Source organism: Oceanisphaera ostreae (assembly GCF_042676125.1).
GTDB classification, from domain to species: domain Bacteria; phylum Pseudomonadota; class Gammaproteobacteria; order Enterobacterales; family Aeromonadaceae; genus Oceanimonas; species Oceanimonas ostreae.
In genome coordinates this window covers 42,440-57,306 of the sequence record NZ_JBHTJS010000029.1, presented here as the reverse complement: position 1 = coordinate 57,306, position 14,867 = coordinate 42,440, and the positions used below count along the sequence as shown (strand labels likewise).

The following is a 14,867-nucleotide window of genomic DNA, read 5'->3' as shown; positions in this document are numbered from 1 at the left end:
CTAACTCCGGGTGCAAGAGGAGGAACTCAACAAACCCTCATTGCAGGGCCACTCCGGGCGAGCGACTTACTGCTAATACTCGAATTTGAACTCTAAAATAGTTAGGGCCACTTACTGTGACGAGCTGGGTCCAACCTGTAATTGGTTAATTATCAGCATGTTACGCCGGTCTCGTTGTAAATGAAATGTTATTTATTTGTTTTTCTTTGTGGTGAGTGTTTTGCTCATCAGACTCAGCACCTCGTCGAACACCTTGTTATCCAGAGACTGACTCAGGTCCAGTAGCTGGCTGTGGCGATAGTAGTCACTCAAATCCAGTCCCACGCCCAAAGCACAAAGGGCAATGCGTCCCTCCCGCTCTAGACGACCGGTGACTTGGCGCAGATGTAGGTCGAGGATATCTTGCTCATTATGTTGGCGTGTGGCGGTATCCATAGGGCAGCCGTCGGAGATCACCAGTAGCAGGCGATCTTGAGCAGAGTGTGCCAGCAGCCTCTGCTCTGCCCATAAGAGTGCTTCTCCATCGAGCCCCTCGCGAAACAGGTCGTCCTTGAGCAGTGCGGCGACGTGGCGGCGGGATCGCCGCCACGTCGTATCGGCATCTTTGTACACGAGATGACAGCGCTCGTTCAATCGACCAGGATTGGCGGGGCGGCCTTGACGCTGCCAGTGGCGAAGCGGCTGACCACCGTTCCAGTGTCCGGTGGTAAAACCCAGTATTTCTATCTTAGCGCCGACTCGCTCCAGCGCCCGAGCCAAGGTATCCACCAACATGCTGATGCTTTCCATGTTGGGACGCATGGAGCCAGAATTATCGATCAGGAAGGTAACCACTGCATCACTCTTAGGCTCCTGTTGCTCTTGTTTGAATACCCGGCGGTCGGACAGCGAAGTCACCAGCGTCGATAGTCGTCGGCCGTCGAGGCGACCTTCTTCTTCACCGAAGCGCCAGCCCTGTTGGTGCGGACGCACGAGCAAGTGGCGTAGCTTTTTGGTGAGTACATTCAGATTGAGCCCTTGTTCACGAATACGATTATCTAAGTTATCGCGCAGGCGGACCAACAGCTCGGGTCGCACCCGCTTGTGGGCGGGCCACTCCCGATCGAAACGGGAGTCGTAAACCTGATAGTTCAGTGCATCTGCGGCCTGGCGCAGACGACTCTGTTGATGATGCTCTGCCATGGCTAGGCCGGCGTCATCGCCAGCTTCTAGATCCAGCAACAGTCCAAACGTTCTTTTGGTATCTTCGCTAAGGGCATCTTCAGGCTTGCCCTCACCAACCTGTTGCTGGTGGAGGTCGTCGATCAGGCCGTTCAGGCACAGAGCGATAGACTGCGCATGTTCGGCGAAGGCGGCTTGATCGTAACGATGACGGCGGATTAAGCCGAAAGCGGGGCCAATTTCTCGTAGTAGAAACATGCGAGTTGACTCAATCATCATTTCGGTGGTTTCTTCCAGCGGTCCGCCGCCCAGCTGCACCCAACTCATCTGGGCCAGCGTGAACAGCAAGAGCCCGATATGAGTTTCGGTCTGACCTGAGGACTGAAACTGGTTACACCAAGATGAAAATCGGTGATGCAGATTGTGTTTGCTGCCCGGATGCCAGGACTCAACCAAAGACTCGACCCTGAGCTGCTCCAAAAGCTCGAACACTAGCCGAGCTATAGGAGGAGCAGGTAGCCATTGTCGATGAAGCTCGGTGTTGTTATGGCGCAGGCGCAGAGCGATGGCATCGACGACGCCGCGAAAAGAGCCGAGATCGTCCAGTCCCAGTTGCGGATGTAAATGAGGGGCGCGCAGCGGATAGGGGCGACCCTGTAATTCCAGTTGATGGCCGCGATAGCGCAGATCTTGCTGGGCCGATAGGGCACGGATCAGAGCGGCATGCAGCTCTTCGAGTCGTTGCTGTTGGCGAGCTTCCCGGGCCTGATCCTGGCCCGGAGTCATTGAGGGCGTGGTCATCTTGAGTTTCCTCACAAGGCGAGAAGAGATAAACGATGGGGATAAAAGAGATTGGTAGCCGACCATCTACATGATGGACGACGAGCCGGAGCCGCCAACCGCTTTTCCACCGCACGGCAGGCTCCGGATTGCTACCTTTATAATTACCAGTTCAATCCGGGCATATGAACTACATCAGGGACAGTTTGAGTGACCTAGATTCATCCAGTTCCTGATCGAAACAGCGCTGATAATACTCGGCTACCAAGGGGCGTTCCGCCTCGTCACACTTATTGAGAAACGATAGCCGGAATGCCAGCGCGGGGTCGCCAAAGATCTCGGTATTTTCGGCCCAGGCGATCAGAGTGCGTGGTGACATTAGGGTAGAGAGATCGCCGGCAGCAAAGCCGCTTCGGGTTAATTCTGCTACCGCAACCATGGTGCTGATCAGTTGATGGCCTCGCTCGTCTGCATAACAAGGCACCTTGCCCTGCACTATGCTGATTTCGTCTTCTCGCGGCAGATAATCGAGGCTAGCCACTATGTTCCAGCGGTCCATTTGTGCTTGGTTAACCTGCTGGGTGCCGTGATATAGGCCGTTGACGTTACCCAGACCCACGGTATTGGCGGTGGCAAACAGTCTGAAGTGACTATGGGGGGTAATGACTTGATTTTGATCGAGCAGAGTGAATTTACCATCCTGTTCCAAGATCCGCTGGATCACGAACATCACATCCGGACGACCGGCATCAAACTCATCAAAAACGAGCGCCACCGGACGGCGCAAGGCCCAAGGCACTATGCCTTCCTGAAACTCGGTGATCTGCTTACCGTCTTTCAGCACTATGGTGTCTTTACCCACCAGATCGAGGCGGCTGATATGGCCGTCCAGATTTACCCGTACGCAGGCCCAGTTCAGTCGAGCGGCTACCTGTTCGATATGGGTCGACTTGCCGGTGCCATGCAGTCCCTGAATTAGTACCCGCCGATTGCGAGTAAAGCCGGCGAGAATGGCCATGGTGACATCAGGATTGAAACAATAGGCTGGGTCGATATCGGGGACATGTTCGTCTTTGTGCTCGAATACCGGCACCTTGAAGTCGGAGTCGATATTAAACAGCTCGCGAACCGACACAAGCCGGCTGGGGTGGTCGTGAATTAGACTAGTCATGGTTCTGCCCTCGTTCGTTGGCGGCGGCGACATTAAGTAAACAAAGTGTTAACAGTGTATCTGCCGCGATCGAATCGAGCAGGGGCCAGTTGGCACGGGTTCATGTAGCCAGCGCCAGTGATAGAACAACCCAAAAGAGTTAAGCTTTTTGGTGCGCGTTAGGTTGGTCGACGGTGATATTTTTACTCGGTGGTGCAATATGACATTCTTGAAATATTCTGGCAGTACAGGTTTTGCAAATTTCTGGGTCCAGATGATCGTAAATGCGATGTATTGCTTGGCCTTTGTTGGTAAAAATATGATCTTCTCCTAGTCGCTCCATTAAGTTATTGCGCTTGAGCGTGCGCACCACGCCTTCTTTCAAATTGCATAGATAGAGACCGCCTCCCGCCGCTTGTCGGCGTATTGACTCCTGCAACAGCATTTGTGCTCCCACTATATCCACGAAGTTCATGCCGTTACCCACGATTAATAATCTAGGCTCGCGAATGTTTTGCAGGTATTCCTGTACATGATTTACGGCGCCAAAAAATAACGAGCCTTCGATACGAACAATGCGTAGTTGAGGACAATAAGGGAGACGTTTGTTTTCGGCACTAACAAATACCGGATGCTTGGCATCCGGGTCCGGCAAGATAGAAACAATACGCGGCGTGGAGGTGCGTTTCAGATAGAACACCAGCGACAAGATTACCCCCGCATAAATGGCAAACTCTAGGGCGACTAATAAGGTGGCTGCAAAGGTGGCGATCAGCACGGTGGTTTCGGACTTGGCGGCGCGAACAATCAGCTTGATATGGTGAAAGTCGATCAAATTCCAAGCCACTACCAACAATAAACCGGCCATAGCAGGTATGGGTAACCAGGCGGTCATGCCAGAGAACAGTTGTAGTATGAGCAACAGAAAACCGGCGGCAAAAATGGCCGCCATCGGCGTGCGAGCACCAGAGGTAAAGTTAACGCCGGTGCGAGTAAATGATCCGGAAGAGGCATAACAAGAAAAGAAAGCGCCCACTACGTTCGACAAGCCCTGACCGATAAACTCTTGATTATCATCAAGGCGTTGGTGAGAGCGGCTGGCGATAGCTCGGGCAATCGACGACGCTTCTACCAAGCCCAGCAAGCTAATGGCCAAGGCTCCAGATGATAAAGCGCTAATGTTGCTAAAACTTAAGTCGGGCATACTAAACGGCGGCAGGCTGGCGGGAATCGCGCCCACCATGGCGATCTGCTGTTGAGTGGGGTCCAATATAAAGGCCAAGCCACTGGCCAGAGCTAAGGCCATCAACATATAGGGCCAGCGAGGAAGCAGCTTCTTAATTAGCACACAGCCAAGCACAGTGGTAAGCCCCACCGCCAGACTATAAGGGTCGGCACTGGATAAATGGCTAAGTACTTGCCAGCCGTTATCGGTAAAGGTGCCCTTGGTATGCAGCGATAGCCCTAGTAAATTCTGTAGCTGACTCACCACTATCACCACGGCGGCCCCAGCGGTAAAACCAATTACCACCGAGTGGGAAACAAAGTTAACCAGTACCCCCAGCCGAGCCGAGGCGAGTACCAGCTGAAACACCCCTTTCATTAAGGTCAGCGTTAGCGCGAGGGCAATAAACTCGGCGGTACCCGGTGTGGCCAGTGGGCTCACCGAGGTAAATACCACAATTGACATAGCGGCAGTGGGGCCAGAAATTAAATGCCAAGACGAGCCAAATAAAGCGGCAATAATGGCCGGTATAATGGCGGCATAAAGCCCATATTCTGGGGGTAAGCCGGCAATCAGCGCATAGGCTACACCCTGAGGCAGCACAATAATGGCATTGGTTAATCCCGCTTGAGCGTCGGCGCGCAGGCTGGCGCCATTAACTAAAGGTGTCCACTGCAAAAATGGCAGCATGCGGGTCCACACTTTTGATTTCCCCTTAGTTTGGTTTGGCATGGTTGCTCTTCCTTGTGTTGTTGCATGCTTACTATCTAGATCATAGGCCGCGGGCGATAAAATTTGGATCTATCGAACGAGGGTAACTGGCCTTTGCCACACCGTTCGTATCTGGCTAACGTCATATCAAGGTGTGACTTTTACTCGAGCCTGCGGTGATCGCTTAAGCTACGCTTTTTTATTATATCATCGGTGGCACCATACCTCGCCGAAATGGATATATCGTTTGGCACCCTAGACAAGGAAGCTGGGAGAAATATTATGGCCTTTATCTCGTATCACCCGGCGACCGGGACCGAAGTAACACGCCTGAATACGCTGTCGGCTGCCGAACTTGAGCAGCGGGTACAGCAGAGCCAGCTGGCCGCACAAACATGGCGACAGAGCAGTGTATCTGATCGTAGCGCCCTGCTGAATCGACTGGCATCTCTGCTGTCGGCCAATCGAGAACGATTGGCGATGTGTATGACGCGAGAAATGGGCAAGTTGCTAAACGAAGCACTGGCGGAGGTGGACCGCTGTGCCTTGGAATGTAACTATTTTGCGACTCAAGGACCGGCCATGTTGCCGCTGGCGCGGAGCATGAATACCTTCGAACCCATGGGCAGCGTACTGCTGCTTAGCTCTTGGCGTTTTCCCTTATGGCAGGTGTTTCGTGTGTTGGCTCCGACGCTGATGGCGGGCAATGCCGTGTTGCTGAAATTGGCCGAAAATCTACCGCTGTGTGCCCGTGAAATCGAATCTCTGCTGACGGAGGCAGACGCGCCCAACGGACTGGTGTTCAGTCTACTGATTACCAAGCCACAGGTCGCTAGCCTGATTATCGACACCAGAGTAAAAGCGTTGGCGTTCAGTGGAAATCGGGAAGACGCCAGTCGGGTGGCCGCACTGGCCGGACAGCAACTGAAACCGATAGTGCTAGAGCTGGATGAAACAGAGCTACATGTGATTTTGGATGATGCAGACCTGAACTTGGCGGTAGCGGCGGCGCTGCGCTCGCGCTTTCGTAACGCCGGTCAGCTGGGGCATGCGGCGCGGGGGTTTATGGTGGCGCCGGGCATTGCCGATAGCTTTGTGACCAAACTGTCGGCTCAGCTAGCCGAGTGGCAGCCGGGCGACCCGGAGCAGCTTGTGTCAACCCTAGGACCCTTGGCCACTCAGATGCAACGAGATGAATTGCATTTTCAGGTACAAGCGGCGCTGGCGGATGGCGCTCAGGCTGTCGTGGGCTGCGAGTTACCGGCAGGAGCGGGTTGGTATTATCCCGCCTCGCTACTGGATTGGGTGCATCCTCAGATGACGGTATTTCGCCAACAACTGAGCGGGCCTTTGGCCTGCGTGCTTCGAGCCCCCAACGTGGAGGCGATTATCGACATGTGTCAGGGGTTAGGCCCCGATGGCACTGTTAGTATCTGGACGCGAAATATTGCCCAAGGAGAGCAGCTAGCACGGCAGTTGCCGTTTGGTACCTGCCTGATCAACAGAGAGCCTTGTCAGGATAAAGGTTATCGATCCCAATCCGGACTGATGGCGGAAGGTCATTTTAGTATCAGAGCTTTTTGTCATACCAAGACGCTACGGGTGTCTGCCTGACGCTCTGGTGCCAGTTTGACGCTATATCTGGTCCTGTTATTTGCTGGTGGAGCTCGGTTATACTACCGACACATGTATTGCTCACGTTTTCTCGCTAAGTATGGCTCGATCTATTCTTGACTGTCACGGAGTGGCCCCCGAGTGCAATACCCTGCCACAGCCTTTTGGCTGTAGCTTCTTTTCATTAATATCAAATGATTGGGCGAAAAAATGACAACAAAGTATCCAACTCTGGAACAGATGGGGATCACCTCTTTCGATAATATCAGTCGTTACAGCTTGCGCCGCGAGGCCAGAGCAGACGTACTAAAAATATACTATCGCCGACCGAGCGGCTCCTTATTGTCGCGCAGTAAGAAGTTTACCTATGCTCGAGCTAAAGCTAGGGTCGCGGTCGAGTTTCAGAAAACCGAAGCTTGGCATCAGTTAGAAGACACCAGTCCACTATTGCGCCAGGCAGTGGCTGAATTACAACAATTACTCAAACCAGCAGCCGAACCGGCGATTTCCGATGAACTCCAGAACACTAAGCAGCAGTTACTAGCGGATTTGGAGCATATGGAAGCGGTGATGAAGGCGAAGCTAGCAGAGTTGCGTCACCAGATTGAAGCATTGCAATAAAAAACAGAAGGGTGGCTGGGCCGCCCTTGTTTATCCCTCTAATTTTCATTTGGCAGGCATCAGGATGCCAGAGCTTGCCGTTGCTTTAACATTGACTCCGCCATTTTCTTGCCAAATAACTCCATTACCACTTCTTCATCGCCATTGGCCTCATGTAAGGCACTTACCATGGCCTCCAGGGTCGGCATTGTTTTTTCGATCAATTGCTGTACATACACCTCTGGTGTGACTCGAGTCAGGGTCTCGTACTCGGCAAACAAAAGGGTAGTGTCGTGATCCAATGCAATGTTCAGCGTAGTTGTCTTCTTTGACATGGAAACTCCTGTGGCTATTTGGCTGATGTATGAATAGCAATCTAGAATGCCTGCTCGGTCTTCGTTAGAGCCATCTTAGCCGTAACACTGGTGCCAGCGCGCTGGTCTTATGTTGAAATGAATTCTGGCCCTAGCCAATAATACGCGTGAGCATTAATGTAGATGGTTGTTAATGGTATGTAAATTTATAGTGTATTTCATCTGCAAGTGGGGTCGTAATATGTCTGATTTTCCAACCTTAATCGCCATGGGTATCGAAAATACCCGCGCCATTGCGCGATTCAAAGTGTGTCATACATCGACTGAAGATCAGCTGAAGATCTATTTTCATCCAGCACAGGACGGTTGTCAGCCGGCGAGCCTCAAGTTTGGCTTTTCACACCAAGACGACAAGACCGTATTGGGACAAGCCTTGAGCGAACTCCACTTGTTACTGGGAGAAGAGCCATCGACAACCGACGCCAAGCTCGCTATTGCCGAAAACCTGACCAATCTAGAGCAGGTGATGCACGCCAAGATGGAAGAGATTCGCCAGCGTTTGGCAAGCCTATAATAGCCAATCGAATTAAATAACCGATCTATTTGGCTACACTACTATAAGGTCTAATAAATAGCCTTATCACCGACTTACATCGTTCGTTGTGGCGAAGCCCCCAAACGCTGTATATGACAATCGACCGTGTCGTGGCTAAGGTGCTGATTCTAATAACAAAAAAACCACCGCATCAAGCGGTGGTTTTTTTGTTAAAACGTCAGCAATAAGCTTACATATAAATAAACTTGGCGATGAAGACAACGCTCAGTACATAGACGCCGACCGAGACCTTACTCGCCTGACCCGTAGCCAACTTTAAGATAGCGTAGCTAACAAAGCCCATGGCAATACCGTTTGCAATCGAAAAGGTCAGTGGCATCATCAAGGCGGTAATGGCTGCGGGTGCCATTTCGGTGTAATCGTCCCACTCTATCTTAGCCAGACTGCTCATCATGGCGAAAGCCACGTAGAGTAAGGCGCCGGCGGTGGCGTAGGCTGGAATCATGCCTGCCAGCGGTGCTAGAAACATGGAAAACAGGAACAAGATGGCAATGGTCACGGCGGTCAGACCGGTGCGACCACCAGCCGCTACACCCGCAGCACTTTCTACATAGCTGGTTACCGGTGGGCAGCCCACGAAGGTCCCGATAACCGAAGAGGCACTGTCGGCTTTAAGTGACTTTTTCAACCCTTCAATCGATCCGTCTGGGTTACGTAAATTGGCGCGTTCGGCCACGCCCATCAGAGTGCCGGCGGTGTCGAACATGTTCACGAACAAAAACGACAATATGATGGTGATCATGCCCACATCCAGCGCGCCCATAATATCCAGCTTCATAAAGGTGGGTGCTATGCTGGGCGGCATGGCGAACACACCGTTATATTCCACTATGCCCATCAGCAGGCCTGCCAGTGTCACGCCGATCACGCCGATTAGTACTGCGCCGAATATCTTGCGATAGGCGAGAATAGAAATAACGAGGAAGCAGGCGGCAGCCAGCCAAGCGCTGGGTTGGGTCATGTCGCCCAAGGTGACCATGGTGGCTGGGCTAGGAACGACGATGCCGGCAGTTTTAAGACCGATCAGACCCAGAAATAAGCCCACGCCTGCGGTCATAGCGAAGCGAAGTGATTCGGGAATGGCGTCGAGCACCCATTCGCGAATTTTCCAAAAACTCATGGCGGTAAAAATCACGCCAGACCAGAACACAGCACCCAGTGCTATCTCCCAGCTATAACCCATTTCACCTACTACGGTGAAGGCAAAAAAAGCGTTAAGGCCCATACCTGGAGCTAAGCCTACTGGCCAGTTGGCGTACAGCCCCATAAACAGTGTGGCAATGGCGGCGCCGATACAGGTTGCTACGAACACGGCGCCTGCATCCATGCCCGAGGCGGCCATAATATTAGGGTTAACAAAAATGATGTAGGCCATGGTAATAAACGTGGTTAAACCGGCCACCAACTCAGTTTTTACCGAGGTACCATGCGCTTTTAACTTAAACAGTTTTTCCAGCATGCTTGCAGACTGAACAGTCTCTTGCTGGGTTATTTCATTTTTGGCATTGTCCATAGCCGGAGTCCTCGATAGTTTAAATGGCAAACTGTCAATGCCGAACGAGGTTCCCAGCGTCGGCATTGACAGGTGCTGCCTTCTACCTGTTAGCTGCCTCTATAAGTAGAGTAGCTATAGGGTGAGATTAGCAGGGGTACATGGTAGTGCTCTTGATCTGCAGCCAAACCAAAGCGGATAACAACGTCATCCAAGAAGGCTGGTTCTAACAGCTCAACACCTTGCTTGCGCAAGTAAGTACCAGTGTGGAAAACCAACTGATATTTACCGGCTACATAGTCGGTGCCTTCCAGCACCGGTGCATCGGTACGGCCATCGCTGTTGGTGTATACGGTGTTGATTAAAGTGGTTTTTTCACCTTCTTCAACGCGGTACAACTCAATTTTAATGTCGGTACCTGGTTTGCCTTTAGAGGCGTCGAGTATATGTGTCGTTAACTTTCCCATTTTCAGTTACCTTGCGCGTGTTATGCGTCTACATTATTTCAAGGCACTGCCTTCACATCCCTTGATTACCTACGGCATATTGGCGTAGTTCATTGCAGAAGTGGCGATGACAGAACTAATTTTACATCAAGATAATATTTCATGTCTACATTTCATTAACATAAAGTTGACTGTTGGGTCACATTTTTTGCTGCGACTAATGGCAAAGTCGTCATCTTGATGAGCAGAGATTGTCTTTGCTTTAGAGGCTCAAAGCAAGATCAGCTGTAAGATCTTATACAAAAAGCAAACTTGTAATTTACATATATCTATTTTATTGTATACAATAAAGTCGATATTCGACTGGCCAGCCCCCCACAAATCTTGTCTCGGCTGGTATCTTAACCTGCGTTGCAAGGAGTTCTCTGATGAGCCAAAAAACCGACTATCCCCGCGATCTCGCTGGGTATGGTGCTAATCCACCACATCCTCAGTGGCCAAATAAGGCCCGTATTGCTATTAACTTTGTACTGAACTACGAAGAAGGTGGTGAGCGTAACGTATTGCACGGTGATGGCGAGTCTGAAGCCTTCCTATCTGAAATGCCTACCGCAGTTGCCTTTCCTAACGCACGCCACATGAGTATGGAGTCTATCTACGAATACGGTAGCCGCGCCGGTGTGTGGCGTTTAATGCGTTTATTCAAACGCTACAACATTCCCATGACTATTTTCGCCGTAGCGACCGCTCTTGAGCGTTATCCTGATCTGGCTAAGGCATTTATGGCTGAAGGCCACGAAATCTGCTCTCACGCTTATAAGTGGATCAGCTATCAGTTTATGAGCGAAGAAGAAGAGCGTGAGCACTTTAACAAGGCCATGGAAATCTTTGAACGCGTGTGTGGCCAGCGTCCACAAGGCTGGTATACCGGCCGCGATAGCCCTAACACTCGTAAGATAGTTATGGAAGATAAAGGCATCTTATACGATTCAGACTCTTACGCCGATGACCTGCCTTACTGGGTAGACAACCAAGGCGAAGGTCATTTGGTGATCCCCTACGTTATGGACACCAACGACATGCGCTTTGGCCTGAATGGCTACAACAACGGTGAAGAGTTCTTCCAGTATCTAAAAGACTCTTTCGACGTATTGTATGAAGAGGGAGCAGAAGCGCCCAAGATGCTTTCTATTGGTATGCATTGTCGCATATTGGGTCGCCCCGGTCGTATGGCAGGCCTCGAGCGTTTTATTAAGTATGCCCGTAGCCACGACCATGTGTGGTTTACTCGTCGCATCGATATTGCCAACCACTGGTATGAGAACCACCCTTATGAAGGAAACAAGTAATGAGCCGTTTTACTACCTGTACGCCTAGCACCATGAGCCGCGACGAATTTGTAGCTGCATTCGCCGATGTTTATGAGCACTCACCTTGGGTGGCCGAGCAAGCGTTTGATCAAGGCCTAACCGCAGAAGATGATAATATTGCTCAACTACACAGCCGTATGGCTGCAGTGATGAGCAATGCTGACAAACAAGCACAGCTCGCTCTCATTAACGCTCACCCCGATTTAGCGGGTAAAGCGGCTCAACGTGGCGAATTAACCGCGTCTTCTACCAGCGAACAAGCCGGTGCTGGCATCAGTGAGTGTAACGCAGAAGAATTTGCCCGTTTCACCGAGCTGAACAATGCCTATAAGGAAAAATTCCAATTTCCTTTCATCATGGCCGTAAAAGGTTCAGACCGTCACCAGATTTTAGCAGCATTCGAAGAGCGTATTCATAACGACTACGACACTGAATTTGCCCGAGCGGTAAAAGAAATTAATAAGATAGGCGAATTTCGTTTAAGCGCCATGTAATACAGAAGCTGTTTAATATGTAATAAAATACGGGGTGCTAGACACCCCGTTTTAATGAATTTTGGAGGCAGTAATGATCAAGACTCTTACAATAGAGCCGTTGACTAAAGAAGCGTTTGCCCCTTTTGGCGACGTAATTGAGTCTGAAGGCCGTGACCACTTCATGATTAACAACGGTTCAACCCAGCGTTATCACAACTTAGGTGAAGTGCAGCTGGACGAAGATGGCCAGGGTATTATCAGCATCTTCCGCGCTAAAACGCTGGAATATCCGCTGCAAGTTAAAATGCTAGAACGTCATCCTTTTGGCTCACAGTCTTTTATTCCTCTGTTTGGTCACGAGTTTTTGCTAGTGGTTGCCCCAGTGGGCGACGGTAGCTTGAACATTGATCCAAGCACAGTGCGTGCGTTTCGTGCTAATTCTCGCCAAGGCGTGAACTATCACAGAAACGTATGGCACCACCCGATTATGGCACTGCGCGATGACGACGAGTTTTTAGTGGTCGATCGCACCGGTCCAGGCAACAACTGCGATGAGTTCTTCTTTGACGAAGCCATCCAGCTTAGCGTTGAGCTAGACTAATAACCGCGAATCGCGTTATAAATATAAAAAGCCTCTTGCCCACAGCAAGAGGCTTTTTTAATGCCCTTAAAAGAACGCTGTACGCTATACGCCGTATGGCTTAAAGCGTACCGCTCACCAAAGGGCGGGCTGTCTAACGTAAGGCATACAGCGTTAAACGTACGGCCTTTTTTACTGCTCTTTCTGACAGCTTACGGCTGCTCTTCGTACGGATCTTCGTCGTTAAATTCCCGCATAAAAATGTCCCACACCACCAAAAATAGCGCCGCCACCAGCGGGCCAATTACAAAGCCATTAATGCCCATTAGGCTAATACCGCCCAAGGTAGAAAATAACACTAAGTAATCGGGTAGCTTAGTATCGCGGCCTACCAATAACGGGCGTAACACATTATCAGCTAGGCCGATTACTAGCGCACCAAAGGCCATCAATATAGAAGCTGATACCCACTCGCCAGTGGCATACAGATATAATGCTACGGGCAGCCATACCAAGGCCGCGCCTACGGCTGGGATCAACGATAAAAAGGCCATTACTACTCCCCACAATAGCGGGCCGGGCAGCGAGAGTGACCAAAAAATAAAGCCACCCAGCGCGCCTTGTACCATGGCCACTACTATGTTGCCTTTTACTGTGGCGCGAGTGACCTCCGAAAATTTAGAAAATAGCTTACGCTCGCGGGCATCGCCCAGTGGCAATGCTTTTACCAACAATTCAATGAGCTGGCGCCCATCACGTAATAAGAAGAAGGTTAAATACAGCATTAACGCGGTATTCATAATAAAGCCGAAGGTCATTTGGCCGGCGCCTAAGGCTTTTTCTGCCATGATTTTACTAGTAGATACCGCACCTTTAGCCAAGGTTTCGCGAGCACTACTTAGGTCTATCCCCACGCGATCAAACAGCTCTGGCACCATAGGAAAGGCATGGCGCATTTGCTCTAACCAGTCTGAGGGATTGATTTCGCCTTTATCAATACCTTGATAAAGAGCGAGTCCTTCCTGAATAAAAGAAGCGGCAATTAGCAAGATAGGCAGTACAACTATTACCACACAAATAACTAAGGTAAGTAGGGCGGCACGGTTAGGTTTATGGCCAATAAGGCGCAAAATGCGGTCTTGCAACGGATTAAAAATAACGCTGATGGCGCACGCCCAAAAAATGGCACCCCAAAAAGGCTTAAGCAGCAATACGAACAACAAGCTGACTAACAGCAAAACAAACAGAAACGAACGTTGCTCGAGTTTTTCGCGCATAGATCTAAAGTCCTAAGTAGGGGGTAGCTTGATAGTAAGCAAAGATAAGATAATAGGCTACCAACCTGGCTGCAAATCATTTGCGCCAGCATAGCGAGGTGCGTTGCGGGACGGTGGCTGTTACAGTTGTCGACAAATTCATTACTAATAATAAAAATCATGAGCAATCGCACAGATATACCGTTAGCCGACCTACCCGTCACCGGTACCCTTATTAAAATGCCAGCCCAGCTGGCTGCTCCCATCAACTATCAGCTGGCGCTGGGTGAGCACCGCGTCAATCTCACTGCGCGTTTAGGGCAGCCAATTACACTGACCCATACCGGCAACATTTACTGTAATGCCTGTAGCCGTAAAACCAATAAAAGCTACGCTCAGGGACATTGCTTTCCCTGCATGAGAAGCTTGGCGCGGTGCGACATGTGTATCATGAAGCCAGAAACCTGCCATTACTTTGCCGGCACTTGCCGCGAGCCCGAATGGGGTGAACAGCATTGTATGGTTGAGCATATTGTGTATCTGGCGAACACCTCGGGCTTGAAGGTCGGTATTACCCGCCACACTCAAGTGCCCACCCGCTGGATTGATCAAGGTGCGACTCAAGCATTACCTATTTTACGGGTGGCGACTCGCCAGCTCTCTGGCTTGGTCGAAGTGGCGCTCGCCGAGATGGTGGCGGATAAAACCAATTGGCGCACCATGCTGAAAGGCGGCGAAGCGGATATCGATTTAAAGACTGAAGCGGCGCGTTTGCTGCCTGAAATACAGCAAAAAATAGATGATTTACTACTGAGCTACGGCGAAAAATCGATCACGGTATTGGATGAGTCGATAGTCGAACTCGTTTATCCGGTGCTGGAGTACCCCAGCAAAATAGTTAGCCATAACTTTGATAAAAATCCAGTGGTATCCGGCGTATTGCAGGGTATTAAGGGGCAATATCTAATGTTAGACACCGGCGTTATCAACTTGCGTAAGTTTACAGGTTACGAAGTTACTTTTAATTAAGCGCATAAATTACGGCGCCACTTTGAGTTAATAAAAAATCCGGCGGT

General features: G+C 50.6%; 14 protein-coding genes. 7 read left to right on the top strand and 7 right to left on the bottom strand.

Annotated elements, in window-relative coordinates; translation table 11 throughout:
- Positions 1–192: 192 nt before the first annotated feature.
- The 3 genes from ACFQ1C_RS07430 to ACFQ1C_RS07420 all read right to left on the bottom strand — a co-directional run bounded on the left by ACFQ1C_RS07430 (position 193) and on the right by ACFQ1C_RS07420 (position 5,048).
- Positions 193–1,962 carry a cobaltochelatase CobT-related protein gene (locus ACFQ1C_RS07430; protein ID WP_379557973.1) on the bottom strand — a complete coding sequence of 590 codons (1,770 nt, stop codon included), beginning with the start codon at positions 1,960–1,962 and terminating at the stop codon, positions 193–195.
- 169 nt (positions 1,963–2,131) lie between these two features.
- Complete coding sequence (locus ACFQ1C_RS07425; protein ID WP_379557972.1) at positions 2,132–3,112, bottom strand: AAA family ATPase; 981 nt, start codon at positions 3,110–3,112, stop codon at positions 2,132–2,134.
- A gap of 139 nt (positions 3,113–3,251) precedes the next feature.
- A complete protein-coding gene (locus ACFQ1C_RS07420) occupies positions 3,252–5,048 on the bottom strand; it encodes a SulP family inorganic anion transporter (protein WP_379557971.1) in 1,797 nt (598 codons plus the stop codon).
- Positions 5,049–5,309: 261 nt separating this feature from the next.
- Between ACFQ1C_RS07420 and ACFQ1C_RS07415 the strand changes: the two genes are divergently transcribed.
- Positions 5,310–6,641 carry an aldehyde dehydrogenase family protein gene (locus tag ACFQ1C_RS07415; RefSeq protein ID WP_379557970.1) on the top strand — a complete coding sequence of 444 codons (1,332 nt, stop codon included), beginning with the start codon at positions 5,310–5,312 and terminating at the stop codon, positions 6,639–6,641.
- Between the two features lie 210 nt (positions 6,642–6,851).
- Positions 6,852–7,262 (top strand): DUF3461 family protein, encoded by a 411-nt coding sequence (locus ACFQ1C_RS07410; RefSeq protein WP_379557969.1) that lies wholly within the window; start codon positions 6,852–6,854, stop codon positions 7,260–7,262.
- Between the two features lie 59 nt (positions 7,263–7,321).
- Here the strand turns inward: ACFQ1C_RS07410 and ACFQ1C_RS07405 are convergent, their stop codons facing one another.
- Complete coding sequence (locus tag ACFQ1C_RS07405) at positions 7,322–7,576, bottom strand: hypothetical protein (protein WP_379557968.1); 255 nt, start codon at positions 7,574–7,576, stop codon at positions 7,322–7,324.
- Between the two features lie 220 nt (positions 7,577–7,796).
- On the opposite strand from ACFQ1C_RS07405, the gene ACFQ1C_RS07400 reads away from it, so the two are divergent.
- Positions 7,797–8,129, top strand: a complete 333-nt coding sequence (locus ACFQ1C_RS07400) for a DUF3461 family protein (RefSeq protein WP_379557967.1) — start codon at positions 7,797–7,799, stop codon at positions 8,127–8,129.
- Between the two features lie 211 nt (positions 8,130–8,340).
- Here the strand turns inward: ACFQ1C_RS07400 and ACFQ1C_RS07395 are convergent, their stop codons facing one another.
- On the bottom strand, positions 8,341–9,684 hold the full coding sequence (locus tag ACFQ1C_RS07395; protein ID WP_379557966.1) for an NCS2 family permease: 1,344 nt from the start codon (positions 9,682–9,684) through the stop codon (positions 8,341–8,343).
- 89 nt (positions 9,685–9,773) lie between these two features.
- Complete coding sequence (gene uraH / locus ACFQ1C_RS07390; RefSeq protein WP_379557965.1) at positions 9,774–10,130, bottom strand: hydroxyisourate hydrolase; 357 nt, start codon at positions 10,128–10,130, stop codon at positions 9,774–9,776.
- Positions 10,131–10,537: 407 nt separating this feature from the next.
- Between uraH and puuE the strand changes: the two genes are divergently transcribed.
- The 3 genes from puuE (at position 10,538) to ACFQ1C_RS07375 (ending at position 12,556) form a co-directional block, all read left to right on the top strand.
- Positions 10,538–11,458 (top strand): allantoinase PuuE, encoded by a 921-nt coding sequence (gene puuE, locus ACFQ1C_RS07385; protein WP_379557964.1) that lies wholly within the window; start codon positions 10,538–10,540, stop codon positions 11,456–11,458.
- Positions 11,458–11,973 (top strand): 2-oxo-4-hydroxy-4-carboxy-5-ureidoimidazoline decarboxylase, encoded by a 516-nt coding sequence (uraD, locus tag ACFQ1C_RS07380; protein WP_379557963.1) that lies wholly within the window; start codon positions 11,458–11,460, stop codon positions 11,971–11,973. The genes puuE and uraD overlap by 1 nt, the downstream gene beginning before the upstream one ends.
- A 73-nt stretch (positions 11,974–12,046) precedes the next feature.
- Positions 12,047–12,556: an ureidoglycolate lyase gene (locus ACFQ1C_RS07375; protein WP_449290064.1), complete on the top strand. Its 510-nt coding sequence runs from the start codon at positions 12,047–12,049 to the stop codon at positions 12,554–12,556.
- A 191-nt stretch (positions 12,557–12,747) separates the two neighbouring features.
- On the opposite strand, the gene ACFQ1C_RS07370 is transcribed toward ACFQ1C_RS07375, so the two are convergent.
- Positions 12,748–13,812 (bottom strand): AI-2E family transporter, encoded by a 1,065-nt coding sequence (locus ACFQ1C_RS07370; RefSeq protein ID WP_379557962.1) that lies wholly within the window; start codon positions 13,810–13,812, stop codon positions 12,748–12,750.
- A gap of 159 nt (positions 13,813–13,971) precedes the next feature.
- On the opposite strand from ACFQ1C_RS07370, the gene ACFQ1C_RS07365 reads away from it, so the two are divergent.
- Positions 13,972–14,820 (top strand): DUF2797 domain-containing protein, encoded by an 849-nt coding sequence (locus ACFQ1C_RS07365; protein ID WP_379557961.1) that lies wholly within the window; start codon positions 13,972–13,974, stop codon positions 14,818–14,820.
- The last annotated feature ends 47 nt before the right edge of the window (positions 14,821–14,867 follow it).